The organism is Solwaraspora sp. WMMA2080, from assembly GCF_027497395.1.
Classification (GTDB): domain Bacteria; phylum Actinomycetota; class Actinomycetes; order Mycobacteriales; family Micromonosporaceae; genus Micromonospora_E.
On the sequence record NZ_CP114910.1, the window covers coordinates 5047747 to 5073318 of the forward strand.

Genomic DNA, 25572 nt, shown 5'->3' on the forward strand with positions numbered 1-25572 from the left:
TGCCTCTCGTGGTGCGCCCCGCCTGTTCCTGAGGGCGCGTGTCGGATGCGGCGCCGCGACGGCGCCGGTTGTGCGGCGCGCAGGGTGCGCGCCGGTTGTGGTCGGTGCCAGAAGGGCGCCGGTTGTGCGGCGCGCCGAGCCGGCGCGTCCGATGGTCGTCGGCACCGACGTCGTGTCGGTGCGGTGCGGGTGCTGCGAAGTGCCGCCGCGATGCCGGGGCGACGCGTTGTCTGCGGCGTGCCGCAGTGCGTCAGTTGACGGCGCTGGCCACACGCGATCGACAGGTCGCGGGCCGCACGCGCGCCGCGAACCCCGCTCGAGCATCCTCGACGGCCGCAGCATTGCTGACCATGGTAGCTGACGGTCCGCGCAGACGTGGAGATCCTCGGCGACGGCGGCCGGACCGACGACTCAGCTGTGGTTCTTGTCACGCCGCCTGGGTGGTGCGGGCACGGCGGCAGTGACGAACGGCACGGTCGTCAACGGTGTCGGTCGAAGGAGTCGCGACCGGGCCGCGGTCGCGACCGGCGCGGTGATCTGGCGGGTGATCCGGGCGGACCGATCCGGATCAGGCTGAACCGATCCGGATCGGTGCGGTCGGCCCTGGGAGCCGGCGGCCGACTCGGCAGCTTCGGGGCCGGTCCGGCCAGGTCAGCGGACGGTGAAGCCGACCGAACGGGGAGCGGCCTCGGCGATCTCGACGTACGCGATCTTGCTGACCGGGACGATGACCCGGCGGCCGCGCTCGTCGGTGAGTGACAGAGTCCCCTCGGTCGTGATTGCCTGGGTCACGATCTGCTCGATCTCAGCCGGTGACTGGGCACTGTCCAGAACGAGCTCGCGCGGCGCGTACTGCACGCCGATCTTGACCTCCACGGGTCCTCCTTGAGGTGGGCGAAAACAACGCCAACGCGAAGGTTAGCCGATGCGGACGCGCTGTGGTCAGGATGCCTCACCCTGCAGCGGGAACCCGGCGATGCCCCGCCAGGAGAGTGCGGCGAGCAACGACTCGGCTTCGTCCTTGGGCACCTGTCGACCGCCGGCCAGCCAGAACTGGGCGGCGGTCTCGGCCGCGCCGACCAGCCCGGAGGCGAGCAGCTCGGCCCGGGACCGGCTCACCCCGGTGTCCGAGATGATGGTGTCGGTGATCGACGCGATGCACTCCCGTTCGACGCGTTCCACCCGGGCCCGTACCAGCGGCTCGTTGCGCAGGTCGGAGTCGAAGACCAGCCGGAAGGCGCCGCTCTCCTCGTCGACGAAGTCGAAGTAGGCCTGCACCGCCCCGCTGACCCGTTCCTTGTTGTCGGTGGTCGCGGCCATCGCGGCGGCGACTTTGGCGATGATGGCGTCGCAGTGTGTGTCGAGCAGCGCCAGATACAACTCCAGCTTGCCCGGAAAATGCTGATAGAGCACCGGCTTCGACACGCCGGCCCGCTCCGCGATGTCGTCCATCGCCGCCGCGTGGTAACCCTGTGCGACGAACACCTCCTGGGCGGCGGCGAGCAGCTGCTTGCGGCGGGCGGACCGTGGCATCCGGGCCGGTCGGCCGCTTGTCTGTGCGTCGCTCGACGCAGCGGTCATGTCGAACCTCCGAGTCCGGTCGCGGCCATCTGGTCGGCGAAGAAACGAAACGATCAGTGCATATCACCTGGCCGGTCAATTGGCCCGACGTTGCAACTTATCGCCACTGTCAGCACACGGTAGCCTCAGCGGGGGCGACCGAGGAGCGCACGGTGGACGAATCAGGTGAACCCCGCGGGGCCGCACCGGGACCAGAGGACGGCGGAGCGGATCCGCGAGACCGTCGTGACCAGGGCATGGGCAGTTGGACGGGGTCGCCGACCCGGTGGTCGGACGGCTCCGGTGTCGGGCCGGACGCCGACCGCGCCGATGCCGGCTGGGGCGCCCGCGACGAACCGGTGAGCGGCCCGCACTGGGCTGACCCGCCGTCCCGGTACGCCGAGGTGCTGCCGTTCACCCGGACTCCGCGCGGCGGCTCAGCCACCCGTGGTTCCCGCAGCGCCGACAACGGCCGTGCCACAGCCGTCAACGGCCGGCCGGTCTCCGGGCCGGCCGAGACCGTGGTGCCGACCCCACGCCCCGCGCCGGCCGGTGAGTCGATCCAGCCGGGCGGCGCGGACACCGGACGGGCCGACAACGAGCCGACCGCCAGGATGGCCGGTGGACCTGCGGACGACCCCACCCCACCCGGTGGCTCCGCCGAGCGCCGTGGCGGTGACAACCCACGCCCGACCCCGACGCCGGTCAACCCGCCGCCGCGCTGGCAGGAGACGGCCCGGGTAGTGCCGACCGCGCCGCTGCGCGCGGTGCCGGTGGCCTCGGCGGCACCGGTGTCGCCGGCCCGGCCGGCCCGCCCCGGCACCCCACCGGGCTTCCAGCCGCCGCCGACCGGTCGGCCGGGCGCGCAACGATCCGAGCCCGACGACCGCCCGGTCGAGCCTGACCGGCAGCGTTCCGCGCAGTCCGACCTCCCGCCCGACCGGCCAGACCTCCCGCCCGACCGGTCCGGGATGTCGCCCGACCGGCCCGGCCCCCCGGGTACGCCGGCCGACCGGTCCGCTGCCAGCCCCGCCGGCCGTACGGCGGACGCAGCCGGACGTGACGAACCTGCCCGACGCGACGACTTCGCCCCCACACCGCCGCAGCCCGCTGGGCAGCCGTCCAACGCCGGCCCGCTCCGGCAGCCGACCGGCGAATGGCCCGGTCCAGGTGCTGGCGGGCCGTGGTCCCGGCAGGTGACCGGCGAATGGCCCCGGCCCGGCACCGCCGACGAGTTGCGACGGCCGGTCCCGACCAGCGCCGCACCGGCCGCTGACCAGTGGCACCGACAGAGCGCCACCGGTGAATGGCCACGACCGACCAGCTCCGCCGCCTGGGACCGGCCCGCTGACGACGTGCCGGGCGATCGGACCCAGCGTGGCCAGGGGTCGCCATCCGGGCCGGCGTCCGGGCCCCCGGCCGGTGAGCCGGACTGGTCGTACGGGCAGCGCTGGCCGGCGCCGGAGCCGGGCTGGACGGACGGGCCGACCGATTCGAGCTGGGCGGCTACGGACTCTGGCGGTCAGGTGTGGGCGGCAGAAGCCGCCGGTGGGCCGAGCGGCCCGGTGGAACGGGACGACGCCGAGCCGTCGGGCTGGTCCGACGACCGGACCGCCCCGGCTGACAGCGGCTGGTCCGGTCCGCCACCACCGAGCTGGGGCGGCGACGACCGCAGTGGCTGGCCGGGCGCGGCGAGCGGTGAGTCGGGCTGGGCGATGCCGGATCCGCCGACCGTGCCGGAGGAGCTGCCGTGGCGTCCCGACCGCCCGGCCGACCTGGGCCAGGCCGCCGGGTACCGGCCGGTCAGTGGCCAGCCCCGGTACGAGCCGACGGCTCCCGCCGAGCAGTACGAGCCGACGGCTCCCGCCGGCGGGCAGTACGGACCGGGGCGGCCCGGCCAGGGTGACAGCGGCGGGGACGCCGACGGCCTGATGCCCCGCCGCCGGGCGGTTTCCCGCCGCGCCGACGACGAGCTTGGCGAGGCAACGGTGTCCGGGCCGACTGGTGCGTCGGTCCCCGCGGAGCCGCCTGGGGCACCGGCCACCGCCGAGCCGGCCGGTGGTGCGCTGCCGCCGGTCGAACACCCGGCGGATCTGTCCACCACCCCCATCGCGGCTGCCGCGCTGGACTCGTTGCCGCAGCGGGTTCCCGCCGACCCGGACGTGCCGACCGTGCCGCAGCAACTGCCGCCGGTCGAACACGCGGCGGAGACGCCGGAACTCGCGCGGATCGCGTCCCACCTGCGCCGCGGCGACGTCGTCGACCAGCCGCAGGAGCGGCCGGAAGGCTTCGACGTCGGAGCGATCCTGGCAGCGGTACGCGGCGTCGGCGGAGTCCGCGACGCCTCGCTGCGGACCACCGACGCCGGTGCCCACAGCCTCCGGCTCGACCTGTCCGAGGGTGCCGACCCGGCCGAGGTGAGCCGGTTGGTGGCGCGGCTGCTCCAGGAACGGATGGGCCTGGCGGCGGCCCCGCAGAACCTGCCGGGTGGCGAACCCGACCACGGGCTGCCGGCGTTGCCCGGCCGCGCCGATCTGCCGGCGCCGGGTCGGCCGCCGGGCTCGACAGCTCCGCCGTTGACGGCTCCGGGTGGCGTACCTGGCTGGGTCGCCCCGGAACCGGCGGACGTACCGCGCCGCCGCCGACAGCCGCTGGGTCAGGACGATCCGCCGCCCCGGCACGCGGGCGCGGGCGCGACCGCCGCGACATCCGCTGTGCCGTGCGTGGAGCCGGGCGGCACCGCGCCGGAGAGCGGGCCGCCCCGGCCGCTGAACCCGGGTGGTCGGCCCGGCCCCCGGGTCGTGCTGGACCATGTGCAGGTCAGCACGTTCGGCGTGGACGCCACCGTCGAGGTGCGACTGACCGCCGGCCAGCGGACCACGTCCGGTGTGGCGACCGGGCCGGCGGTCGACGGGTACGTGCTGCGGTTGTGCGCGGTGGCCGCCGCCTCGTCGATCGAGAAGCTGTTGACCGGCCCGGCCGGCGCGGCGGACCGGGGACGGTGCATCGTCGAGCACGCGGCCGTGGTGCCGATGGGCGGCTGCGAGGTGGCGGTGGTCGTCGTACTGCTCGCCTGTGGTGGCTGGGTGGAGCAGCTGGCCGGTTCGGCGGTCGTCTCGGGGGATCCGCGGCAGGCTGTGGTGAGAGCCACACTCGCCGCCGTCAACCGGCGACTGGACGCTCTGCTGGCCTGATCGGCACGGCCACCGCCCCTGCTCGGCACGCATCCGCGGCCTGCTCGGCACGGTCCTGCGGCCTGATCGGCACCGTCCGGCGGGCTGACTGGTCGCTCAGTGGCCCGGTCGGCGGGACGGGGTGCCCGGACCGACGCGCCGGTCCGGGGTGCCCGGACCGGCGTCGGCTGTGGCACGCTGGTCAGCGATGTCCGACCGCCGTACCCGCCCGACCCGCCGTGACCACCCGTCCGGGGCACGGAGCCGGTCGGCGCACCGCCGGCAGCGGCGGGATGCGTCGCGTACCCGTCGGCGGCGGCTGCGGTGGCCGGTGCTGGCGGCGGTGCTGGTGACCGTGCTCGGGCTGGCGGCGATCGGGTTCGCGTTGCCCCGGGTCGGAGTGGGCGGCGATCGGGACGCGGTGGCCGCGCCGCCCGGCGACACCACGGCGGCGACGTCCAGCGTCGAACCGCCCCCAACGACCGGCCCGCCACCGACCACCGCGCCACCCGCGCCGGTGCTGCGGCTGTCCGGCACGGCACCGTCGGCCGGCAGCGGCGAGTTCGGTTTCAGCACCAAGCAGGGGAAGATCGCTGGCCGGTCCGGCACGCTGCGCCGCTACCGGGTGGCCGTGGAGATCGGCTCCGAGGAGGACGTCGAGGCGTTCGGTGACGCGGTGGAGAAGCTGCTCTCCGACGAACGGAGCTGGATCGGCGGCGGTCAGCTGCGCCTGCAGCGGGTGCCCGACCAGGCCGGCCACGACTTCACCGTCTACCTGGCCACGGCGCAGACCGCCGCCCGGATGTGCCAGGCCGGCTGGGTGGACATCCGGATCGACGGCGAGCCGTACACCTCGTGTCGGGCGCAGGGCCAGGCGATCATCAACCTGGACCGCTGGCGGTTCTCGGTCGACCACTACGTCAGCGGCGACGTCCCGCTCGACGTCTACCGGGCGTACGTGATCAATCATGAGGTCGGCCACGAGCTGGGCCACGGCCACGAGCGCTGCCCGGGGGAGGGCGAACCGGCCCCGGTGATGATGCAGCAGACGCTGTTCCTCAACGGATGTGTGGCCAACCCGTGGCCGTTCCTGGCTGGTGAGCGGTACGCCGGCCCCCCGCTGTGACCGGGGCGCTCAGCGGATCGGCGGAGGATACGGGGCGTACGGTCGGATTGAATCCCTGAACCGATGGTCCCCGCGCGTCGTTCGGGCCTTACCGACATGCCGTGACAATCTGGGCAGGTCAGGCCAGGGATTCGCGCCGGTTCGCCCCCTGTCGTGCACCAGTCCGACCGGCGCGGGTGGCGAAGCACGCCATGAGGGGCGGGCCACGATGCACGACCGACGACAAGTCACCGAGGAGCCGGACCGCCGGCCGGGCAACCGGCCGGACCGCCAGGGGCCGGACCGTCAGCGGGATCACCGGACGGAGCGTCGACGGGCGGCGCGTCGCCGACGTCGCCGGGCCGGGGCACTCATCCTGGTGACGATGGCGGCGGCGCTGATCGTCACCGACGTCCTACGAGCCGGTTCCGGCGCCACCGGGCTGCTGGCGGCGGCGGTACACGAGCCCGGCCCCGGCGGCGGGGTGGCACCCGCCGGCAGCGCACCGTCGGACGGCGCCGGTCTGCCACCGGCCCCGTCGCCAGCCAGCTACCCGGAGACCGGGCCGGGTACGTTCGGCTACCTCACCGGAACCGGCCCGCTGCTCGGCTGGGCCGGGGAACTCCGCCGGTTCCGGGTCGCCGTCGAGGACGGGACCGGTCAGCGCGTCGACGAGTTCGCGGCGATCGTCGACGCGACGCTCGGCGACGGACGCAGTTGGATCGCCTCCCGGCAGTTCCGGCTGCAGCGGGTGTCCCGGGTCGACGCCGCCGAGTTCACCATCTACCTGGCCACCCCGGGCACCTCGGAGCAGATGTGCGCGCTCGGTGGGCTGACCACCGAGAAGTACACCTCGTGCCGGCTGCCCGGTCAGGTGATCATCAATCTGGCACGTTGGCTGGAGGCGGTGCCGCACTACGACGGGACACTCGCCGAGTACCGCGCCTACGTGATCAACCACGAGGTCGGTCACCAGTTCGGCATGGGCCACGAATTGTGCCCGGCACCCGGCCGCCCCGCTCCGGTGATGCAGCAGCAGACGTACGGGATGCAGGGCTGTGTGGCCAACGGCTGGCCGTACCTGGACGGCGAGCGGTACACCGGACCACCGATGACCTGACCGGGAGCGACCGGTCCACGGTGCCGGGTGCCGATCCGCACGGGGAACGGCTATTCCCGGATCCCGGATGGCGGGCGGTGTCGCTACTCATGGCCGAGTCGGCGCGGAGCGAGCAACAATAGCGCAGCCAGCATTGCCGATCCCGGGGAGTTCACCGTGTCGTTGCCCCCGCTCGTCGAACCCGCCGCCGAGCTGACCGTCGATGAGATCCGCCGCTACTCGCGGCACCTCATCATCCCGGATGTCGGGGTCGACGGCCAGAAACGCCTCAAGAACGCCAAGGTGCTCTGCGTGGGCGCCGGCGGGCTCGGCTCACCCGCCCTGATGTACCTGGCCGCGGCCGGTGTCGGGACGCTGGGCATCGTCGACTTCGACACCGTCGACGAGTCGAACCTGCAGCGTCAGATCATCCACGGCCAGTCGGACATCGGCCGGTCCAAGGCCGAGTCGGCCGCCTCGTCGGTGCGGGAGATCAACCCGTACGTCAACATCCAGATCCACGACGTGTCGCTGGACAACGACAACGTCTTCGACATCTTCGGCCAGTACGACCTGATCCTCGACGGCACCGACAACTTCGCCACCCGCTACCTGGTCAACGACGCCTGCGTGCTGCTCGGCAAGCCGTACGTGTGGGGGTCGATCTACCGGTTCGACGGTCAGGTCAGCGTCTTCTGGGACCAGCACGGCCCGAACTACCGGGACCTCTACCCGGAGCCGCCGCCGCCCGGCATGGTGCCGTCCTGCGCCGAGGGCGGCGTCCTCGGCGTGCTCTGCGCCTCGATCGGATCGATCATGGTCACCGAGGCGATCAAGCTGATCACCGGCATCGGTGACCCGCTGCTCGGCCGGCTGATGGTCTACGACGCACTGGAGATGACCTACCGGGTAATCAAGATCCGTAAGGACCCGAACGGCGAGCCGATCACCGGGCTGATCGACTACGACGACTTCTGCGGTGCGGTGTCGACCGAGGCCGAGGAAGCGGTTGTCGACTCGACGATCACCGCCCGCGAGCTGAAGGACTGGCAGGACGCCGGCAAGGACTTCTTCCTGATCGACGTCCGGGAGCCGGCCGAGTACGAGATCGTGAAGATCCCCGGCTCGACGTTGATCCCCAAGGGCGAGTTCCTCAACGGCGAGGCCCTGGCGAAGCTGCCGCAGGGCCGGCAGATCGTGCTGCACTGCAAGTCCGGCGTACGGTCGGCCGAGGCCCTTGCCGCGGTCAAGGCCGCCGGCTTCGCCGACGCCGTGCACGTCCAGGGCGGGGTGCTCTCCTGGGTCAAGCAGATCGACCCGTCGCTGCCCAGCTACTGATCCAGCGGCCGGTGGCCGCCCGCCCTCCCGGGCCGGCGGTCACCGGTCACCGGCCGGCTAGTTGACCTTGACTGAGTTACCGAGGCGGACCGGCGGACCCGGCGGTAGCCTGTCGTCCGTGGTCGATATGGATGCCGCCATCGGGTTCGTCGTCGCGCACGGCGACACCGTGGACCGGGCCCGGCTGTCCTGGTTGCGGACCGGGACCGCCCCGCAGCCCGACGCACTCACCAGCGCCGAGGTCGGGCAGGCACCGGACGGCGGCTGGCCCGCCTTCTGGGCCGGCGACGTCGCCTCGGTCGACGCCACCTGCTTCCGGCTCGCCGAACTGGACGACCTCGGTGCGCTCGACCGGCCACCGGCCCGCAAGGCGCTCGACTGGCTGGCCGGCCGGCAACGGGCCGACGGCAGCTGGGAAGAGGACGAGAGCCTGGCCGCCGAGGCACCCGACTGGGCACGGCCCGGCGACCCGGAAGCCACCTACTACCTGACCGCCAACGCCGGCTACTGGCTGAGCGTCGCCGACACCGACGGCGCCGGCGACCCCGGCCACCGCGCCGCCGCACAGCGCGCCGCCCACTACCTGGCTGCCCAGATGCGCCCGGACGGCACCTGGCCGTCGTACCTGCTGGCCGGCTGGCTGGCCGCCGCCACCCTCTACCGGCAGACCATGTTCTACGAGTCGGCCCGGATGCAGGTGGTGCTCAACGACCGGCTCGCCACCATGGCCCCCGGCGACGTCGCCCAGCTGGCCGCCGCGCTACGCCGGGCCGGCCTGGCCGACGACGACTGGCTGCTCACCAACGCCCGCCGCCGGCTGGCCAGCACGCAGCGCAGCGACGGCGGCTGGGACAGCGACGCGGGCGACCCGTTCGAGGTGCACGTCGTCCTGGCCGCGATCCGCGCCTGCCGCTGACCGGCCTCCCGGTGCGCGCCCGCCGTCGGGTGGGGTTACCCGCGCAGGTGGCCGTCGCCGGTGACCACGTACTTCGTCGAGGTCAGCTCCGGCAGCCCCATCGGCCCACGGGCGTGCAGCTTCTGCGTGGAGATGCCGATCTCCGCGCCGAAGCCGAACTGCCCGCCGTCGGTGAACCGGGTCGACGCGTTCACCATCACCGCGGCCGCGTCGACCCGGGCGACGAACTCACGGGCGGCGCTCGCCGAGTCGGTGACGATCGCCTCGGTGTGCCCGGTGCCGTACCGCTTGATGTGCGTCACCGCCGCGTCGAGTGAGTCGACGACGGCGACTGAGATGTCCGCCGACAGGTACTCGGTGGCGAAGTCGTCGTCGGTGGCCGGCACCACGTCGGCCGAGAACGCCGCGACCTCCGGGGTGCCGTGCACGGTCACATTCGCGTTCCGCAGTTCCTTCAGCAGCTTCGGCAGGAACGCCGCCGCCACGTCCACGTGCACCAGCAGCGACTCGGCGGTGTTGCAGGTCGACAGCCGCTGCGTCTTCGAGTTGACCGCCACGGCGAGGGCCTTGTCCAGGTCGGCGGCGGCGTCGACGTACACGTGGCAGTTGCCGACGCCGGTCTCGATCACCGGCACCGTCGACTCCTCGACCACGGTGCGGATCAGGTCCGCCCCGCCGCGCGGAATCAGCACGTCGACCAGGCCGCGCGCCCGCATCAGCTCCTTGACCGAGTCGCGCGACGAGGCGTCCAGCAGCTGCACCGCGTCGGCCGGCAGTCCGACGCCGGCCAGCGCGTCCCGCAGCACCTCGACGAGGATCGCGTTGGAGTGCGCCGCCGACGACGAGCCGCGCAGCAGCGCCGCGTTGCCCGACTTCAGGCAGATCCCGGCGGCGTCGACGGTCACGTTCGGCCGCGCCTCGTAGATGATGCCGACCACCCCGAACGGCACCCGCACCTGCCGCAGTTCCAGACCGTTCGGCAGCGTCGAACCGCGCACCACCTCGCCGACCGGGTCGGCCAGCCCGGCCATCTCCCGCAACGCCTGCGCCATGTCCTCAATGCGCTTCTCATTGAGCGCCAGTCGATCCAGGATCGCCGTCGACAGGCCGTTGGCCCGTCCGGCGTCCAGGTCGGCCGCGTTCGCGGCCACGATCTCGGCGGTACGGGCGACGAGCGCATCGGCCATCGCCAGCAACCCGGCGTCCTTGGCCGCCCGGGTCGCGGTGACCAGCTCGTCGGCGGCCACCCGCGCCCGCTTGGCCTGCTCGGTCACGCTCATGGTCAGCTTCTCCTCGAATGTCGTGTGGTCACTCGAATGTCGTGTGGTCATAGGAGCACCAGGTCGTCACGGTGCACGACCTCCCGCTCGTATCCTGGCCCCAGCGCCGCGGCCAGCTCGCCGGTGGACCGGCCCAGCAGCGTCGGCAACTCCACCGCGTCGTAGTTGACCAGCCCACGGGCCACCGGCGCACCCGCCGCGTCGACCAGGTCGACCGGGTCGCCGGCGGTGAAGGTGCCGTCGACGGCGGTGATCCCGGCCGGCAGCAGCGACTTGCGGCGGGCCACCACCGCCTGCACCGCGCCGGGGTCCAGGTGCAGTCGGCCACGGGGTGCGGTGGCGTGCGCCAGCCAGAACAGCCGGGCAGCGGGCCGGCGCTCCACCCGGTGGAACAGGGTGCCGACCGCTTCACCGCGCAGTGCTTCGGCGGCGAGCGGGGCGGCGGTGAGGACCACCGGGATACCGAAGCCGGTGGCGATCCGGGCCGCCTCGACCTTGGTCACCATGCCGCCGGTGCCGACCCCGGCCCGCCCGGCCTTGCCGATCGCCACCCCGGCCAGGTCGGCGGCGTCGCGCACCTCGGTGATCCGTTCACTGGCCGGCTTCGCCGGGTCGCCGGTGTAGAGCGCGTCGACGTCGGAGAGCAGCACCAGCAGGTCGGCGTGGACCAGGGCGGCGACCAGGGCGGCCAGCCGGTCGTTGTCGCCGAACCGGATCTCGTCGGTGGCGACGGTGTCGTTCTCGTTGACGATCGGGATCGCGCCGAGGTCGAGCAGTTTGCGCAGCGTGCGGTACGCGTTGCGATAGTGCACCCGCCTCGTCACGTCGTCGACGGTGAGCAGCACCTGGCCGGTCGTCAGACCGTGCCGGGCCAGGCTGGCGGCGTACCGGCCGATCAGCAGCCCCTGCCCGACGCTGGCCGCCGCCTGCTGGGTGGCCAGGTCATTTGGGCGTCGGGTCAGCCCGAGCGGCGCGAGCCCGGCCGCGATCGCCCCGGAGGAGACGAGCACAACTTCCCGTCCGTCGTTCGTGAGGGAGGCGAGAACGTCGACGAGGGCGTCGACCCGGTCGCCGTCGAGGCCGCCGCCCGCTGTCGTGAGGGAGGAGGAGCCAATCTTGACGACGACCCGCTTCGCCTGGGTAACTGCGGCACGCACGATCCCCATTCTGCTTCCCTGCCCGGCGACGCCTGGCGCGAGATCTCATATCGTGGCGCGCGTGACCCCGCAGGAGTACGTGGAGGAAGTGCTGGCGCTCGTCGAACGCATCCCACCTGGGAAGGTCATGTCGTACGGCGCGGTCGCCGACGCGCTTTCTGAGCTTTCCGGGCGTTGTTCTGCCCGCCTGGTCGGGAACATCATGGCGCGGTACGGCTCCGCCGTCCCCTGGCACAGGGTGGTTTCCTCGGCCGGCCGGCTGCCGCCGGGGCATGAGGAGCGCGCCTCTGCTTTGCTGCACGCCGAGGGTTGCCCGTTGCGCGCCGACGGCGTTTTCGTCGACATGAAGGCCGCCGCCTGGTACCCGCCGCAGTACGGCGGGTGAGACCCGCGAGTGGAGGGCTGGGGTACGTAACTCCGGGAGAATGACGTACCCCAGCCCTCCACTAGACGCGGTCACCCGGCCCGCTCGGCGATCGCCTGCCGTACTGTTTGGGGGATTTGTTCGCTTCGCCGGAGTACGTCGTCGGCGGTGAAGCGTAGCGCCAGCCAACCGGCGGCCCGCAAAGCGTTGAACCGGTACACGTCCTTGCGGAAGGTGGTTTGCTCCCGGTGATGGTCGCCTTCGTACTCGATGGCGATGCGCCACTGCGGGTACGCGAGGTCGACCCGGGCGATGAACTTCCCGCTACCTGTTGAGTCTGTTGAGCTGGTCGTCGGGGTGACGACTTTGAACTGCGGGGTGGGCTTCGGCAGGCCGGCGTCGTGCAGCAGCAGCCGGAGCCGGCTCTCCATCGGTGACTCGCTCAACGGCTCAGCGAGGTTCAGCAGGTCGCGGAGTTGCTTGACCTGCCGTAGCCCCGGGTGGGCGTCGACGTACGCCGACAGTTGGGCCTTGGTGCAGGTCCGGCGGCGCAGGAGCGCGTCCAGGGCGACGAGCGCGTCGGCCCTTGGCAGCCTCCTACCCAGGTCGAAGGCGGTCCGGACCCCGGTGGTGATGGGTATCCCGGTGAGGGAAGTGACGTCATGCTCCCAGTCGAGGGCCAGGTTGGCGTACCGGATGCGGGGGTGCGGGTCCGGTCGAGCCTTGCTCGGTACGGCGACGTGCACGGGTGCTGGCACCGTGCCCTTGTGCGGCAGCAAGTCGACGCCCCAGAGGAAGGCGGCGCTCAGTCCGTAGATAGTCGCGACGGGTGGGAGACGGACCGCGACGGCGAGGCACCACATCCGGTGGTCGTTCGGGTGGTACGCGTCGGCATGCACGTAGACGTCGTGGAGCAGGCGGCGCCAGGTCGGGCCGGCGAGCATCCGCTTGGTGAGCAGGCCGGCGGCGACTGCCTGGCTGCCGGCGAACGGTTCGACGGTCAACTCGCGGGGCACCTTGACGGGGCGGGCCATCCGGCAGAGCTTGCCGGCACACCGGCATGCTTCGCTGCCCCGATTGTCGATCTGGTCGCGAATCCGACTCAAGAGTGAGGGGGAGTGGGCTGCTGGGAGGCTCCGGCCCGGTGAGGACGGTGGAGGGGCGGGAGCCGGCGGTGGTTTGGTGCAGGCGGGGCAGTCGATGACGGTGACTGGTGACTGCCCCGCCTGCGGGTGGGGTCGGCGCGGTCTCCCGCTGGTGGCGCCGATCCGGCGGCGTCGGGTCAGATGTCGGCAGTCACCGCGGTGACCGCTCCGTCGAGGGTGGCGGCGGTGGCGATCAGCTTCGTGTGGTGCGGGCCGTCGGGCAGGTGGACTTCGCATCGCCGTGGGGTGAGCAGGACGGTGACGGCGGTGCCGGGGTGGTGGGTGGCGAGTGCGGTGAGCGCCGGCACCGGGTCGGGCGTGCCGTTGTCGGGCCGGGCATCGCCTGCGCCGCCGGGCTCACCCGCGTGGTCGTCGAGGTTGGTCGGTGCGGGGACCGGGGTCGTCGGGTCGGTGGGCACGGTGACGTCGCTGGCGTTGCGAAGGAACTCCAGGGCTTGCGCGATCGCCTTCGGCAGGCTGGGCTGGTGTGCCCCGGGGTTCCAGCGGTCGAAGTTTGTGGTGGTGTCGGGTGGGGCGAAGCGGATCCCCCAGCGCAGGCCCTGCACCTGGTACGGGATGCCGTCGTTGCGGCGGTGGTCGGCGACGGAGACGACCAGGGTCAGGCCGAGGGCGTACGCCAGTTTGACCACTGTGGCCAGGGGCGGCACCTTCGGTGGGCTGGCGCGCAGCAGGATCCGGCCGCCGGGGTGCCCGTTGGTGACATTTTCGAGGTACGCCGTGATCGGGTCGCCGCCGGGCCGGTGCACGGTGGCGTAGCCGTGCAGCAGTTCGTGGTCCCGCAGGTGCATGGTGAGGCCGTCGAGGGTGGCCAGCTCGGTCGGGTCGAGGCCGAGCGCGGTGAGATGGTGGGTGAGCTGGTACTCCGGTGGGAGCTGGTGGATGGCTTTGCCGTTGGGGTGGTAGCCGATCCAGGGCGGTGCGGCTGGCGGCGTACCGCCGAGGGGTGGCCAGTTGAGGTGACGGACCCGGCGGCGGCCGGCGGCGATGGTGACGGTCGCACCGTGGTAGATGCGGTGGGTGCCGCCGCAGGTGCGGCAGCCACCGATCGGTTCGCAGTCGCAGTCTTCCCAATGGGGCAGGTGGGTGCAGTCGGGGCAGCGCCGGTGCGGGATCGGCGGTCCCTGCCACGATGGTGTGGGTGGCTGCCAGGAGCGGGCCAGCCGGACGGCGGTATCGGTGTCGGCGTCGGTGTTGGTGCTGGTGTCGGTGCTGGTGGTGCGCAGGGTGGTGTGCCACCAGCGGCCGTCGCGCCAGATGGCGTGCGCGCCGGGGGTCGGCTCGCCGGTGAGCACGGCGGTGCAGTCGGCGACGATGCGACGTTCGAGCTGGTCGACGTCGACCGGCGGCGGGCCGAGGCTGATGCCGTTGGCCGGGCGTGGGGTCACGTAGTGGGCGGGGGCGTGCTGGCTGCGGTCGACCAGCTCGTAGCAGGCGCGGGCGACACTGACCCGGGTGGCGGCCTCGGCGAAGCTGCCGTAGCGGCCGGTGCCGGCGGGGACCGGGCTGCCGGGCAGTTCGAAGCGGACGTCCCAGCGGAAGCGGTCGCTGTCGGGTGCGAACGAGTCGCGGCGGGCTTCGACGACCAGGTCGAGGCAGAGCAGTTCGGCGGTTTCGCAGAGTTCGCCGAGGCGGCGGGCCGGGTCGGGTGGTGGTGGGGCGGCGGTGCGGCCGTACCAGACTCGCCATGGTTCGTAGCCTTCGCCGGCAATCGGTGCGGCTTCGAGGGCGTGCCGCTGGTGGTCGGGCAGGTCGGGCTGCCAGCCGGCGGGCAGCTCCGCCCACGGGGCGAAGATGGGTTCGCCGGGTAGTTCGGGGTCGTAGACGTGGGCGGCGCCGACCCGGGCGGCGAGGTCGTCGACGACGGGTGCCAGGTCAAGGCACCAGAAGCGGCCGTCGTCGGTGCGGGTCGGGGTGACTGCGCCGGGTACGACGTTCGCCGACGCGACGGCGGCGGTGTCGATGTTGGCGACGGTGAGCACGAACTGGGCGCGGCGTTTGCCGGCCCCGCCGCAGCGCGGGCACGCTGCGGCGGGGCTGCCGTCGCAGCGGGGGCAGCTGACGACGGTGACGGTGTGGTGTGGGGTCGGGTCGTGGGTCACGACTGCCCCGCGTACCTGGCGGTGGTGGTGCCGGCGCCGGTCCAGGCCGGCAGGTTGACGGTGGCCTGCGCGGCGCGGGCCTGGCTGGTCTGCCAGCGGCGGAGCGCGTCCTTGATGCGGTCGTTCTGCTCGTAGGTGCGGTCAAGCTCGGCGTAGACGACGCCGAGGTCGTGGGCGACCCGTTCGAGGAAGGCGGCGACTTCGCCGGGGTCCAGGCCGGGTCCATGCGCCTTGCGGGCGACGGTTGGGAAGCGGTGGCTGCGGATCTGCCAGGGCCGGATCGGCCGGTACGCGGCGGGTCGCTGGTTGCGGCTACGACCATCGGCGGGTACGCGGTAGACGCCGCTGCCGTTGGGCCAGTCACGCGGTGGTGTGCCGGCCATGGTGCGGCGTTGCCGGCGCAGCCGCCAGCGTCGCCAAAGCTCTCGCATCACGTGTTCCTCCCCATTCCTTCGCTGCTGGTGTTCGGGTCTCGCGGTGTCGTGGGTGTCTGGACGGGGGGTGGCCCTGCCGCTTGCCGATCCCGGCGGGGCCACCCCCACCCCGATCGCCGCAGCTCTCCTCGGCAGTACGGCGACCAGGGCAAACCTTCGGGGCCGGGACGCCCAACGGCGTTACCCGCTGACCGCCCCGACCGGCCACGTGGCGTCCTCTGAGGTTGGAGACCAAGGAGGAAACCTCGCACCGAGGAACCTAAGCGAAGTAGTTCGCTTAAGTCAACACCACTAGTTCGCTGTACCGGCATCTTGCTGCCTGAGCTGTCAGCGTGATCTCATGGCGGGTGGAGACCAAGGAGTGACCATGCCCGCCACCAAGTGGGAGAAGCTTGCCGACCACATTCGCGCTCAGATCAAGAGCGGCGAGCTGCGGCCCGGCGACAAGCTCCCGTCAACTGCCCAGCTCAAGGCCGAGCACAACGTCTCGGACTCGGTGATCCGCTACGCCATGCATGCCCTGCGCACGGAGGGCCTTGTCGAGAGCGCCCATGGCGTTGGAGTCTTCGTCGCCGAACCCAAGTAGGACTCCGGCTACGCGGCTGGCTCCTCCGATGACATCGCCGTGATGCTTGCAGCGTGGCCTGGACGATCAGCGGAATGATCGCAGGGCCCGATCTCGTCTACGTCGGCAGGCCCAATGACAAGCCGTGGGAGCGCTCGTAGCGGGGGCGGCACTGGTTCGCAGCCTCCGATAGTGTGGACCAACGGCTCGGGTGCCTCGAGATGCATCCCTGAGCGTAGGCCGATGGGAGGAACCGGATGGCCAGCATCCACGAGGTCAAGGCCGGTCTAGCCCAGGCCATGGCACACGGCGGCGCGACCATCCAAGAGATTCGTGCCGCGAGGGAGATGCTCGAAGGGATCATGGGTGACGTGCGTGTGGTCGGCGCTGGCACGGGACACCCCCACATCGATGCGGCCATCAATGCCTGCGAGCAGAGCTTGAAGTATCTCCATGAAGTTTCCAACCTGATCTACGGAGCGAACGAGGCCACCCGCAACTACGGGGATCGGCTCGGCTGAGGCATCGGCGATGAGTGTCGACGACGTCAAAGCAGCGCTTGTTGAGGCGAACACTCTAATGGTCAGAGCTCGCGGCACCTTCCTGGGTGCCACCGAGGTTGTTGCGGAAGGAAAAGCCCTAGCCGAAAGTGCTTGCCACGACAGCGGAAAAGATGAAGTTGTTGCGGCCAGCAAAACTTTCATCGCTGCGGCGCAGGAAATCGAACGGACTGTCCGTAGATTCGATTGTGCCATCGAGCTGGCAGACGAGTACCGAGGTCAGATATAGTGACCGCAAGCATGGAACCTGTCCTTGTCCAGGTTCAGGCAGCTTTTAATCAACTTGCCGAGGCTGCCGTGCGAGCGAGACGGGCCGCGGCTGACGCTGAACAGGCCCGAGATATCTACGAGCGTACGGCTCAAGGTGCTACCGACCCAAAAGTGCGTCGAGCGATGGCCGAGGCGCAGATCGCGGCAGACAAGTGCGGGCGATATGCGAACCTTCTTGACGCTGCTCGCGCCCAGTACGAGGCGTATTTCAAGGTTGTCGCACCCGGTTGGCGATTTAGCATTGCTGACGGGATGCCGGACGGTGAACGGCTGGCCGAGGAGGCGCTGGCGCAGGAATCCCGTGCTGAGCAGCTTCATCGTAAGCTGGTCAACGGCGTCGGGGAAAAAGAGGGAGAAATCAAGCAAGGCGAGCAGCTGGCGCGCGACATTGCCTCTGCGATCAAGGATCTTGTGAAACCTGGGGACACTCATTCGGGCACCGTTGCACCTGGCCAGAATCCTTTCCTGCAGCCAAGGGTGCAAGATTCTCAACACCCTGTCGCTGACGTCGTTATCGCGTTGACCGGCGCAGGGTTGATCGTCCATTCATTTATCAGGAAACTTAGGAACTCGAAAGCGAAGAAAAATGACCGAGATCAAGCCGGAGATAGTTGAGTATGTCCGCACGTTCGTGCGCGATGACCACGAGGAGAACGACCGGATCGAGCGCCTGCTCGACGAAGAGGGCTGGGGCGACGGTTTCGCCTCGTACCTGGCTGCGGTCTTCTACTACGCCATCGATCGTAGGTTCGGGGGCAAGTGGAGCCAAAGTGCGGTGATCCAATTTGTCGCAGATATGCGAGCTGCGAACCCCGTTGCGGCCCAAGTTGACCCAAGTGTTGCGGAAGCTGCGATTCGAGCTGCTCTGGACCCGGCAGCCGAATTGAATGTGTCGGCGCTGGAGTTGCCCAAGACGCAAATTGTAGCCATCCATCATGCGGTCGCCGACCTAGATATGACAGACAGCGATCTCGACGATCTCCTGCGCAAGGCCGAGCGCCTGGCGGCCCGATGAGATCGTCGAGATGGTGGACTGAAAGGTGACTGTTGGCCAACATCCAAGAAGTCAAAGCCGGGCTTGCCATTTCCGAGGAGCAGACAGCCAAGGTCGTCGCCCGAATTCAGGGTGCGATCGACGAGATCGAAAGAATGCTCGTCATGCTGCGATCTGTCTCGTCTACCGCTGGACATCCGCTGGTTCAAGCTGCAACTACCCGTTGCGAGCAGAGTAAACAGCGCTTGACGGAGGCCACGAAACTTGTGCGGCAAGCTAGCAAGGCTACATCCGAGTACCGAGGGCTCCTTGGCTAAGTCCTAACGGTGTGACTGGGCTGGCTTTCGTGTAGTCCGGACTTCGTTATGTAGTTGCGCAGGAGGCCTTTCGGCTCCTAATCTTCGACCTGCTCGTCGGCCAGACGAATATTTCGGTGATATTCGATCAAAGACCAGTTGAGTGGGTGTTTGTCGGTCTGCTGCAGGTCAACGACAAACGTATTACTCATGGTGTCTATGACTCGACCACTCGGGTCAATTCGAAGGGCTCCGTTGTCGAACAGTATGTGATGGTTCGGGCAGAGGCAGAGGACGTTGCTGAGGACGTCTGGACCGTTGTGTGGCTTCCCGAGGGGCTTGATGTGTGCGGCTTCCGCGTATGGTCCGGCGGGGGTCACCAGCTTGATTCCGCAGATCTGGCATGTGTAGTCATGAAGACGCTTGGCCTCCGCCGCGACAGTGGCACTTCTAACGAGCCGTTTGATTGTGGCCTCAACCCGAGTGGTGCGGGTGGACGTCTCCAGCGGAGCGAGGATCCCGGGTAAGTCCAAGCTCTCGTAAGTCACCAAGCGAAAGCGCCAAATAGTGTACCCGTCGGTCCCGACGTCTTTCCAGTAGTCAACCACTCGGAAGAGTCCGTCATAACGGAGACCGACCTCGGGCGAGTGCATCTCGTCCCCTCCGGCACCACGAATCACGCGGACGGGGTAGCCCTCAAGTTGGCTCCTGGCGAGCCCCAGGTTTCCACGCGTGAGTTCTTGATGCGCGATCTGGCGCTTAGTTCGAGGGTCGTTGCCGCCCTGGCCCGTGTACACGATCTCGTTGCCGTAGTCCTCGTCGTCGACGTAGCCGCCGGAGACGACGATAGACTCTGCTCCATCCTGCCCGCCGCAGATGCCGCCCTGAAGTGGCCGGTGGACCTTGGCCGCTGCGAGCTCGGTGCGGTTAGCGAACGTTGAGCCGGGTGGGTAACCGGGAATCTCGCCGTACGTCCGCTCCGCCATAGCCGGCAGAGTAGGACATGCGGACGGGAATGTGAAGACGATTCGATTCTGGCAAGTGGCTGCGCCGGAGGTTCAAGGCTGGCGTAGTCAGCTGTGCTGCAGGGATGGAGGCACGACGATGTCGATGCGCTGCTCCAGCTTGTGGGGGGTGGCGAAGAACTCGACGTCGCTGACGGACCTCAGCTCGCGGACGATGGCAGGCGACCAGTCGTCCTGTGTCCCGTCGAGGGCTGCGATGCGCTGCTGTTTGGGCACCTCGGACAGGCTGAAGATGTGGTAGCAGTGCTCGGCAGCCTGCTCCTGGTCGCGCCCGCTCACCGCCTGCACGTACGCGGCTTTGTTGGCGGACGACACCTGCACGGTGACGGGCCGCTGCCGACCTGAGGTCAGTCGTACCGGTGCCTCGCGCCGCACCTGTCGACCGTCGTTGGTAGCCCACGCCTTGATTCGGGTGACGACTCTGTCCGGGAAGCGCACCGGCGGCTGCTTCACCGCCAGCCATCGCAGCTGGTCCACCCGCATCGACGCCTGCGCGACGGCCAGGACCAGTTCGCCCAACGTCTCCTTGGAGCCGTAGGTGGCCAACTCGCCGGGCACGGCGTCGAAGCCGTTCAGCCCGGACAGGCGGGCTGCTTCGGCGATCGCCTCCGCAGGGCGCCCATCGTCGAACTTGACGCCGGCCATCGACAGCAGAGTGGTCGCTGTGGCGCGATCGGAGACGCGGTAACCGTCGCCGATCGGCTCCACGAGGAGTCGCACCGCGTCGCCGTCGCCGTAGGTGAGCGGCAGGTCGATGAGCAGGCCGTCGCCGTACGCCTGGGTGACGCTCTGGTCGTTGACCGCCCGCAAGATCGCGCCTACGACGGTTTCGCTGTTCATCGCCACCCCCATCACGGCTCTACCCAGGTGAAGTCGGTACCCAGTTCAACGAAGCACTCTGCCGCGAACGCTTCAAATATCGCACGGTGGACGCCCGGAGCGACCCGAGGTGCCAACGGCACCTCGGGGATGTCCGTAGGCTTATAGGCGACTTCATCGCCAATCGCCGGCTCTGTCCGATGCTTGTGAGTGCCCTCGATGGGCCGGTGCGTGTGGTTGACGCATAGCCGCCGAGCCGAGAACCCGTCACGACCAGCGCCGACGAGGTACTGCAGGTAGGGCTCGCTCGGCCGCAGCGGATGGACCGTCATCCGCAGGACGCACGGCGCAAGATGCTTGATGGCGATCCGGACCTGGACCAGGCCTTCCTTGTCGAGGCCGGGCTTCTGCCTCCAGGAGATGCCCCCGACGGTCGTTGCGGAGGCGGCGGGTGACAGGAGGCTGCCCAGGTTCGCGTGCGTAGCCAGCGGGGAGGCTTGCCTGCTCAACGATGCTCACCGGTCCAGGGGAGTGGCGGGGAGGGGAGGCGACCTTGGCGGACCAGCGATCGCCAGCGTCGATCTGGCTTAGGTTACTGCACAACTACTCCCCGCGATGCCCCGTTTCGTGTCGTCTGTGGACGTGGCCCGATGAATGCGCGGGCTCGGGGCGGGTGATGTGGTTGACTGGGTCGCACGTACTCGGAGCGACCCGGAGGAGGTGGCGGCGCGGTGGTGCAGGTGCCGGCGGTGCTCGGTGAGCCGATCCGGTTCGTGCTGAACTGGGGTCGCCGCTACTCGCTGTGGGTGTTCAACTTCGGCCTGGCCTGCTGCGCGATCGAGTTCATCGCCACCAGCATGGGCCGGCACGACTTCATCCGCCTCGGCGTCATCCCGTTCGCCCACGGGCCGCGCCAGGCCGACCTGATGGTCGTCTCCGGCACCGTCACCGACAAGATGGCGCCGGCGATCAAGCGGCTCTACGACCAGATGCCCGAACCCAAGTACGTCATCTCGTTCGGGGCCTGCTCCAACTGCGGCGGCCCGTACTGGGACTCGTACTCGGTGACCAAGGGCGTCGACCAGCTGATCCCGGTCGACGTGTACGTGCCCGGCTGCCCGCCCCGGCCCGAAGCCCTGCTGCACGGCATCCTGCGGCTGCAGGACAAGATCGCTGCCGAACGGTCCGGCATCGGCGGCGTACACCGGCCCGACCCGCTCGCGTCCCCGGCCGACGTCTCCGTCGAGCGGGCCAGCGACCCGACCGACCCGAGGCCCGGCCCGGCACCCGGCTCGCAGCCCGCGCGCGGCGTTGACGCGCTCACCGCGCCGGTCGTCAAGCCGCCGAGCTGAGCGGTCTCGCCTCGGGTGGCTCGGCGGGATCCGATCGGATCCCGCGCCGGTCGGTCTTGTCCGCTGACCCTGGCAGGTGGCGGCATGCCGCGACAGCATTTCAATTACCTGCCGGGGAGAAGGTCCAGCCGGCTCCAATCGTGATGTTGGCCCCGCCTTCGTCCGGCAGCACCAACGACGACTCATTGCGACCTCCCTCAATTAATGGCGAGATCGCGATGATGCGTACCTCGCCAGCCGCATCATTTCTCGGGAGTAGAGCCCTTCCGGCGGCGTCCGACCTTCCAGTCGCCAGGACCTGACCTTCCAAGTTCACCAACGACACATCCGCTTCCGGGACTCCGAGTGCGAAACAACCACCGTCGCTGTCCGCACAAACATTCACCCGCAGCTGCACCTCGACGCTGGCGGCCTCCTCGCCCCCACTACAACCGGCTGCGCCCGTCACCACGAGCATGACCCCGACGAGGGCACTGAGCCTTGCGCGCGATCTTCCCACCAAAGCCTCCGTTGTAGAGGTTGACCGAACTCGCCGGAATCCTACCGGCACGACCCTCTTTCCGTATTCTCTGAATCTGACAGATGTCAATCAGGAGGTCTTGATGGCGGATGGTGTGAACTGCGTGAGCGCGCGACCCGGCTGGTGGTCGAAGCCCACCGGGAACCCGGCCGATGCGGTCGGTGCGATCCGGCTGCTCGCCGACCAGGCCGGGGGTCCATCCCGAGACGTCGCGGGTCTGGATGTAGCAGGCCGAGACCGAGGCCGGACAGCGGCCGATGACCGTGCCCGACCCGCTGAACGGGCCGAGCTGACTCGGCGTGCCGCCGGGATCTGACCCGGCGCTCAGTGGCGCGGTTGCTGAAACGCGGTAGCCTGCGCCAACGTGAGTGATTCTCAGCGCGCGACGCAGATCGTCGACATCCTGACCGCCGAGTTCGGCGAGCTGATGGCGGTGGACCCGGCCGCCTTCCGCCGCAAGTTCCGCAAGATGGCCGCCAGCCCGTTCGCGTTCTACCGGGGCACCGCCTGCCTGTTCTACGCCGACCAGACCGAGCCCGACGGGCCGTTCAACGACGACAGCTTCTGCGACAAGCGGACCAGCCGGGTCTGGATCCACGGCGACCTGCACGCCGAGAACTTCGGCACCTACATGAACGGCTCCGGCGAGCTGGTCTTCAACGTCAACGACTTCGACGAGGCGTACGTCGGCCCGTTCATCTGGGACCTGCGCCGCTTCGCCGCCAGCGTCGCCCTGATCGGCTACGCCAAGGCGCTCTCCGACGACATCATCGGCACCCTGGTACGCACCTTCGCCACCGCCTACCTGGCCGAGCTGCGGGCCATCGTCGCCGGCGGCGAGGAGGCGATCGGCTCGATCACCCTCGCCAACGCCGACGGGGTGCTGCGCCACGTGCTGCAGGAGGCCCGGCTCAACACCCGCGTCGGACTGCTCGAAACCCTCACCACCATCAACGACTACGAGCGGCGGTTCATCATCCGCGACGGGGTGTACGAGGTCGACGACGACACCCGGGCCGCGGTGACCGCCGCGTTCGGCGACTACCTGGCCACGCTGCCGCACCGGGCCGGCGGCGGTCGCGCCGTCGCCGCCCAGATCAAGGACATCGTGCTGCGCAAGGGCGTCGGCATCGGCTCGGCCGGGCTGCCGTCGTACAGCATCCTGCTCGAAGGCCACACCCAGGCGTTGGAGAACGACGTCGTCGTCTACATGAAGCAGGCCCAGGTGCCGGCCGTCGCCCGGCACGTCCACGACGAAGGTGTCCGGTCGTACTTCCGGCACCAGGGCCACCGGACCGCCGAGTCGCAGCGGGCGCTGCAGGCCCACGCCGACCCGTGGCTCGGCTTCACCGAGCTGGCCGGCGTCGGCCAGCTCGTCGCCGAAGTGTCGCCGTACGCCGCCGACCTGGACTGGTCCGACGTCAACGAGCAGGACGAGCTGACCGGCATCGTCACCGACCTGGCCCACTCGGTGGCCCGGATGCACTCGGTCGCCGACGACGAGTCCAGCCACGACCTGGTCGACTACTCGACCGAGGAGGCGATCGTCGCGGCGATCGACACCGACGAGGCCGGCTTCGTCGCGGGCCTGGTCGACTTCGCCCACCGGTACGGTGCCCGCGCCCGCACCGACCACCGGATCTTCGTCGACCTGTTCCGCAACGGCCAGCTGCCCTGGGTCTGACCGGCCGGCCCGGTCGCCGTCAGTCCGGTTGCCGGCTCACCGCGTCCCGCAGGGCCTGGACAAGGGCGGTCGTTCGAGGGTCCGGTCCCATCGTGACGCGGAGTCCGTTCGTCACGTACCCGAAGGCGATGCCGCTGGCCGGATCGGCGTAGCCGAGCGAGCCGCCGTGGCCTGGGAAGCCGAAGGCGGTGGGCGACCACCATGGCTGCTCCGGCAGCGGCAGGCCGAAGCCGAGCGCAGGTCGGGTCGGGACCATGAGCACCTGGTCGATTCCGTTGGCCTGTTCGCGGGTGGCGGCGGCGAGGGTGGTCGCGTAAAGAATCCGGATACCGTCGACTTCGCCGATCAGCCCGGCGTAGAAGCGGGCCAGTGACGAGGCAGTGCAGATGCCGTTGACCGCTGGGATCTCCGCTGCCCAGGTGCGCGGATCGGTGAGGTCGATCGGCGGGTCGGTCACCGTCATCGACCGGACCACCAGAGATGTCGGATCGGTGTACGCGGCGAGCACCTGTCGCAGCTGCTCTGGCACCGCCTCGGACACGGGTGGGGTCGCCGGCTGCTCCACGGTCCGCGCGACCCGGTGTGCCTCGGTGTCGGGCAGGCCGATCCAGAAGTCCAGGCCGAGTGGTTTGGCGATCTCGTCGGCGAAGTATGTGCCGAGGCTTCGGCCGCTGACGCGCCGTACTACTTCACCGACCAGCCATCCGTAGGTCAGGCCGTGGTAGCCGTGCGCCGTGCCCGGCCGCCAGGCGGGTGCCTGGGCCGCCAGCGCGGCGACGACCGGCCCCCAGGCCAACGCCTGCTCCAGCGGGACCGGCCGGTCGAGTACCGGCAGTCCGGCCTGGTGGGACAGTAACCAGCGGACCGGGATGTTGCTCTTGCCGGCCGCCGCGAACTCCGGCCAGTACCCGGCGACAGGTGCGTCCAGGTCGAGCTGCCCACGCTGCGCCAGCAGGTGCGCGCAGGTGACCGCCGCGCTCTTGGTGGCCGAGTAGACCAGCTGGAGGTTGTCCCTTCGCCACGCGTTGCCGGTGGTGGGATCGGCGACCCCGCCCCACAGGCAGACCACCTCCTGTCCGTGACGGTAGACGCTGACGGCGGCCCCGACCTCGGACCGGGTTTCGAAGTTTGCCAGGAATGCCTCCTGGACCGGCTCGTATCCCGGCGCGACAGTGCCATTGACCACTGGCATGGGCTCTCCTTAAAGCTGTCGGGCCCGAACGGCGATCCATTCGAGCCACAGTCTGTGTCAGGCTATCCTGACTTCCCGCGTCAGGGAATCCTGACGGCCTATGCTGATGGTGTGGCGGAGGAAATGGTTCCCGGGCACGCGGACATCATCGGGTTCCGGCAACCGGACGGGACGCTGAGCGCTGACGCCGAAGCGCCGGCCGGCACAGTCGGCTACCGGGCCCGGTGCAGTTGCGGCTGGCTCGGCACCAGCGACTACCCGGCTGCCGAAGAGGGCCGCTGGATGGCCACCTCCGAGTGGGCCGGACATATCAGGCCGATCCTGGCCGCCGTGCCCCCTGGTTGGCTGCTGAGCCGTTCCGACGCCCTCCGCGACAACGTCGCCGAACTGGCCACCATGTGGCCGTTGCAGGCACTCGGCGTCCTCGCCGAGGTGGAACGCTGGCAGCGGCAGCTGACCGAACGCGCCGTGGTGGCCGCCCGGGCCGCCGGGCTCTCCTGGGCCGAGATCGGCAACGCCCTCGGCATCAGCCGACAGTCGGCACACGAACGGTTCCGCGGCGTCGCTCCACGCAAACAAGCCGGGTGACGGACACCGGCTGCCG

General features: G+C 70.1%; 26 protein-coding genes. 14 read left to right on the plus strand and 12 right to left on the minus strand.

What is annotated here, in order from left to right; all coding sequences use genetic code 11:
• Positions 1-651: 651 nt before the first annotated feature.
• Both O7543_RS22990 and O7543_RS22995 read right to left on the minus strand, forming a co-directional pair.
• Entirely contained in the window at positions 652-876 is a 225-nt protein-coding gene (locus O7543_RS22990; protein ID WP_278173586.1) for a DUF3107 domain-containing protein, read from the minus strand.
• Positions 877-942: 66 nt separating this feature from the next.
• Positions 943-1581, minus strand: a complete 639-nt coding sequence (locus tag O7543_RS22995; RefSeq protein ID WP_278173588.1) for a TetR/AcrR family transcriptional regulator — start codon at positions 1579-1581, stop codon at positions 943-945.
• Between the two features lie 1175 nt (positions 1582-2756).
• On the opposite strand from O7543_RS22995, the gene O7543_RS23000 reads away from it, so the two are divergent.
• From O7543_RS23000 to O7543_RS23020, 5 genes are all read left to right on the plus strand, one after another.
• A complete protein-coding gene (locus O7543_RS23000) occupies positions 2757-4754 on the plus strand; it encodes a hypothetical protein (protein WP_281567503.1) in 1998 nt (665 codons plus the stop codon).
• Positions 4755-4941: 187 nt separating this feature from the next.
• Positions 4942-5859, plus strand: a complete 918-nt coding sequence (locus tag O7543_RS23005) for a DUF3152 domain-containing protein (protein ID WP_281567213.1) — start codon at positions 4942-4944, stop codon at positions 5857-5859.
• A gap of 208 nt (positions 5860-6067) precedes the next feature.
• Complete coding sequence (locus O7543_RS23010; protein ID WP_281567214.1) at positions 6068-6958, plus strand: DUF3152 domain-containing protein; 891 nt, start codon at positions 6068-6070, stop codon at positions 6956-6958.
• A gap of 156 nt (positions 6959-7114) precedes the next feature.
• A complete protein-coding gene (gene moeZ, locus O7543_RS23015; protein WP_123606213.1) occupies positions 7115-8275 on the plus strand; it encodes an adenylyltransferase/sulfurtransferase MoeZ in 1161 nt (386 codons plus the stop codon).
• 127 nt (positions 8276-8402) lie between these two features.
• Complete coding sequence (locus O7543_RS23020) at positions 8403-9191, plus strand: prenyltransferase/squalene oxidase repeat-containing protein (RefSeq protein ID WP_281567504.1); 789 nt, start codon at positions 8403-8405, stop codon at positions 9189-9191.
• Positions 9192-9226: 35 nt separating this feature from the next.
• On the opposite strand, the gene O7543_RS23025 is transcribed toward O7543_RS23020, so the two are convergent.
• Entirely contained in the window at positions 9227-10471 is a 1245-nt protein-coding gene (locus O7543_RS23025; protein ID WP_281551934.1) for a glutamate-5-semialdehyde dehydrogenase, read from the minus strand.
• Between the two features lie 47 nt (positions 10472-10518).
• Positions 10519-11628 carry a glutamate 5-kinase gene (gene proB / locus O7543_RS23030; protein ID WP_281567215.1) on the minus strand — a complete coding sequence of 370 codons (1110 nt, stop codon included), beginning with the start codon at positions 11626-11628 and terminating at the stop codon, positions 10519-10521.
• A gap of 61 nt (positions 11629-11689) precedes the next feature.
• Here proB and O7543_RS23035 point away from each other — a divergent pair, with 61 nt between their 5' ends.
• Positions 11690-12013 (plus strand): MGMT family protein, encoded by a 324-nt coding sequence (locus O7543_RS23035; protein WP_281567216.1) that lies wholly within the window; start codon positions 11690-11692, stop codon positions 12011-12013.
• A 71-nt stretch (positions 12014-12084) separates the two neighbouring features.
• On the opposite strand, the gene O7543_RS23040 is transcribed toward O7543_RS23035, so the two are convergent.
• From O7543_RS23040 to O7543_RS23050, 3 genes are all read right to left on the minus strand, one after another.
• The gene (locus O7543_RS23040; protein WP_281567217.1) at positions 12085-13026 is read right to left on the minus strand and encodes a DUF559 domain-containing protein; all 942 of its coding nucleotides are present in this window, start codon (positions 13024-13026) and stop codon (positions 12085-12087) included.
• A 248-nt stretch (positions 13027-13274) separates the two neighbouring features.
• Positions 13275-15257 (minus strand): hypothetical protein, encoded by a 1983-nt coding sequence (locus O7543_RS23045; RefSeq protein WP_281567218.1) that lies wholly within the window; start codon positions 15255-15257, stop codon positions 13275-13277.
• The gene (locus tag O7543_RS23050) at positions 15254-15688 is read right to left on the minus strand and encodes a DivIVA domain-containing protein (RefSeq protein WP_281567219.1); all 435 of its coding nucleotides are present in this window, start codon (positions 15686-15688) and stop codon (positions 15254-15256) included. Before O7543_RS23050 ends, O7543_RS23045 begins: the two co-directional genes overlap by 4 nt.
• Positions 15689-16031: 343 nt before the next feature.
• Between O7543_RS23050 and O7543_RS23055 the strand changes: the two genes are divergently transcribed.
• The 5 genes from O7543_RS23055 (at position 16032) to O7543_RS23075 (ending at position 18101) form a co-directional block, all read left to right on the plus strand.
• On the plus strand, positions 16032-16277 hold the full coding sequence (locus tag O7543_RS23055) for a winged helix-turn-helix domain-containing protein (RefSeq protein WP_281567220.1): 246 nt from the start codon (positions 16032-16034) through the stop codon (positions 16275-16277).
• A 236-nt stretch (positions 16278-16513) separates the two neighbouring features.
• The gene (locus tag O7543_RS23060; RefSeq protein ID WP_281567221.1) at positions 16514-16777 is read left to right on the plus strand and encodes a hypothetical protein; all 264 of its coding nucleotides are present in this window, start codon (positions 16514-16516) and stop codon (positions 16775-16777) included.
• Between the two features lie 10 nt (positions 16778-16787).
• The gene (locus tag O7543_RS23065; protein ID WP_281567222.1) at positions 16788-17045 is read left to right on the plus strand and encodes a hypothetical protein; all 258 of its coding nucleotides are present in this window, start codon (positions 16788-16790) and stop codon (positions 17043-17045) included.
• 11 nt (positions 17046-17056) lie between these two features.
• Positions 17057-17701 carry a hypothetical protein gene (locus tag O7543_RS23070; protein ID WP_281567223.1) on the plus strand — a complete coding sequence of 215 codons (645 nt, stop codon included), beginning with the start codon at positions 17057-17059 and terminating at the stop codon, positions 17699-17701.
• Positions 17673-18101: a hypothetical protein gene (locus O7543_RS23075; RefSeq protein WP_281567224.1), complete on the plus strand. Its 429-nt coding sequence runs from the start codon at positions 17673-17675 to the stop codon at positions 18099-18101. Before O7543_RS23070 ends, O7543_RS23075 begins: the two co-directional genes overlap by 29 nt.
• Positions 18102-18474: 373 nt before the next feature.
• Here O7543_RS23075 and O7543_RS23080 read toward each other — a convergent pair whose 3' ends face one another.
• The 3 genes from O7543_RS23080 to O7543_RS23090 all read right to left on the minus strand — a co-directional run bounded on the left by O7543_RS23080 (position 18475) and on the right by O7543_RS23090 (position 20729).
• Positions 18475-19362, minus strand: a complete 888-nt coding sequence (locus tag O7543_RS23080; protein ID WP_281567225.1) for a YDG/SRA domain-containing protein — start codon at positions 19360-19362, stop codon at positions 18475-18477.
• Between the two features lie 87 nt (positions 19363-19449).
• Positions 19450-20241, minus strand: coding sequence for a hypothetical protein (locus O7543_RS23085; protein ID WP_281567226.1), 792 nt, complete (start codon positions 20239-20241; stop codon positions 19450-19452).
• Positions 20242-20252: 11 nt separating this feature from the next.
• Complete coding sequence (locus O7543_RS23090) at positions 20253-20729, minus strand: hypothetical protein (protein ID WP_281567227.1); 477 nt, start codon at positions 20727-20729, stop codon at positions 20253-20255.
• Between the two features lie 225 nt (positions 20730-20954).
• Here O7543_RS23090 and O7543_RS23095 point away from each other — a divergent pair, with 225 nt between their 5' ends.
• Positions 20955-21572, plus strand: coding sequence for an NADH-quinone oxidoreductase subunit B (locus O7543_RS23095; RefSeq protein ID WP_281567505.1), 618 nt, complete (start codon positions 20955-20957; stop codon positions 21570-21572).
• 100 nt (positions 21573-21672) lie between these two features.
• Here the strand turns inward: O7543_RS23095 and O7543_RS23100 are convergent, their stop codons facing one another.
• Positions 21673-22029, minus strand: a complete 357-nt coding sequence (locus O7543_RS23100) for a hypothetical protein (protein ID WP_281567228.1) — start codon at positions 22027-22029, stop codon at positions 21673-21675.
• A gap of 427 nt (positions 22030-22456) precedes the next feature.
• Here O7543_RS23100 and O7543_RS23105 point away from each other — a divergent pair, with 427 nt between their 5' ends.
• Positions 22457-23776 carry a DUF2252 domain-containing protein gene (locus O7543_RS23105; protein WP_281567229.1) on the plus strand — a complete coding sequence of 440 codons (1320 nt, stop codon included), beginning with the start codon at positions 22457-22459 and terminating at the stop codon, positions 23774-23776.
• A gap of 19 nt (positions 23777-23795) precedes the next feature.
• On the opposite strand, the gene O7543_RS23110 is transcribed toward O7543_RS23105, so the two are convergent.
• Complete coding sequence (locus O7543_RS23110; RefSeq protein ID WP_281567230.1) at positions 23796-24968, minus strand: serine hydrolase domain-containing protein; 1173 nt, start codon at positions 24966-24968, stop codon at positions 23796-23798.
• A 111-nt stretch (positions 24969-25079) separates the two neighbouring features.
• On the opposite strand from O7543_RS23110, the gene O7543_RS23115 reads away from it, so the two are divergent.
• On the plus strand, positions 25080-25556 hold the full coding sequence (locus O7543_RS23115) for a hypothetical protein (protein ID WP_281567231.1): 477 nt from the start codon (positions 25080-25082) through the stop codon (positions 25554-25556).
• Positions 25557-25572: the final 16 nt, after the last annotated feature.

What these genes read in the sequence shown, in the direction of transcription:
- O7543_RS23080 (WP_281567225.1), bottom strand. Translation starts at nt 19,362, where the DNA reads ATGGCGGAGCGGACGTACGGCGAGATTCCCGGTTACCCACCCGGCTCA.
- O7543_RS23055 (WP_281567220.1), top strand. Translation starts at nt 16,032, where the DNA reads ATGGCGGGTGGAGACCAAGGAGTGACCATGCCCGCCACCAAGTGGGAG.
- O7543_RS23040 (WP_281567217.1), bottom strand. Translation starts at nt 13,026, where the DNA reads ATGGCCCGCCCCGTCAAGGTGCCCCGCGAGTTGACCGTCGAACCGTTC.
- O7543_RS23110 (WP_281567230.1), bottom strand. Translation starts at nt 24,968, where the DNA reads ATGCCAGTGGTCAATGGCACTGTCGCGCCGGGATACGAGCCGGTCCAG.
- O7543_RS23010 (WP_281567214.1), top strand. Translation starts at nt 6,068, where the DNA reads ATGCACGACCGACGACAAGTCACCGAGGAGCCGGACCGCCGGCCGGGC.
- O7543_RS23100 (WP_281567228.1), bottom strand. Translation starts at nt 22,029, where the DNA reads ATGCTCGTGGTGACGGGCGCAGCCGGTTGTAGTGGGGGCGAGGAGGCC.
- O7543_RS23020 (WP_281567504.1), top strand. Translation starts at nt 8,403, where the DNA reads ATGGATGCCGCCATCGGGTTCGTCGTCGCGCACGGCGACACCGTGGAC.
- O7543_RS23085 (WP_281567226.1), bottom strand. Translation starts at nt 20,241, where the DNA reads ATGAACAGCGAAACCGTCGTAGGCGCGATCTTGCGGGCGGTCAACGAC.
- O7543_RS23060 (WP_281567221.1), top strand. Translation starts at nt 16,514, where the DNA reads ATGGCCAGCATCCACGAGGTCAAGGCCGGTCTAGCCCAGGCCATGGCA.
- O7543_RS23025 (WP_281551934.1), bottom strand. Translation starts at nt 10,471, where the DNA reads ATGAGCGTGACCGAGCAGGCCAAGCGGGCGCGGGTGGCCGCCGACGAG.
- O7543_RS23065 (WP_281567222.1), top strand. Translation starts at nt 16,788, where the DNA reads ATGAGTGTCGACGACGTCAAAGCAGCGCTTGTTGAGGCGAACACTCTA.
- O7543_RS22995 (WP_278173588.1), bottom strand. Translation starts at nt 1,581, where the DNA reads ATGACCGCTGCGTCGAGCGACGCACAGACAAGCGGCCGACCGGCCCGG.
- O7543_RS23075 (WP_281567224.1), top strand. Translation starts at nt 17,673, where the DNA reads ATGACCGAGATCAAGCCGGAGATAGTTGAGTATGTCCGCACGTTCGTG.
- O7543_RS23005 (WP_281567213.1), top strand. Translation starts at nt 4,942, where the DNA reads ATGTCCGACCGCCGTACCCGCCCGACCCGCCGTGACCACCCGTCCGGG.
- O7543_RS23050 (WP_281567219.1), bottom strand. Translation starts at nt 15,688, where the DNA reads ATGCGAGAGCTTTGGCGACGCTGGCGGCTGCGCCGGCAACGCCGCACC.
- O7543_RS23070 (WP_281567223.1), top strand. Translation starts at nt 17,057, where the DNA reads ATGGAACCTGTCCTTGTCCAGGTTCAGGCAGCTTTTAATCAACTTGCC.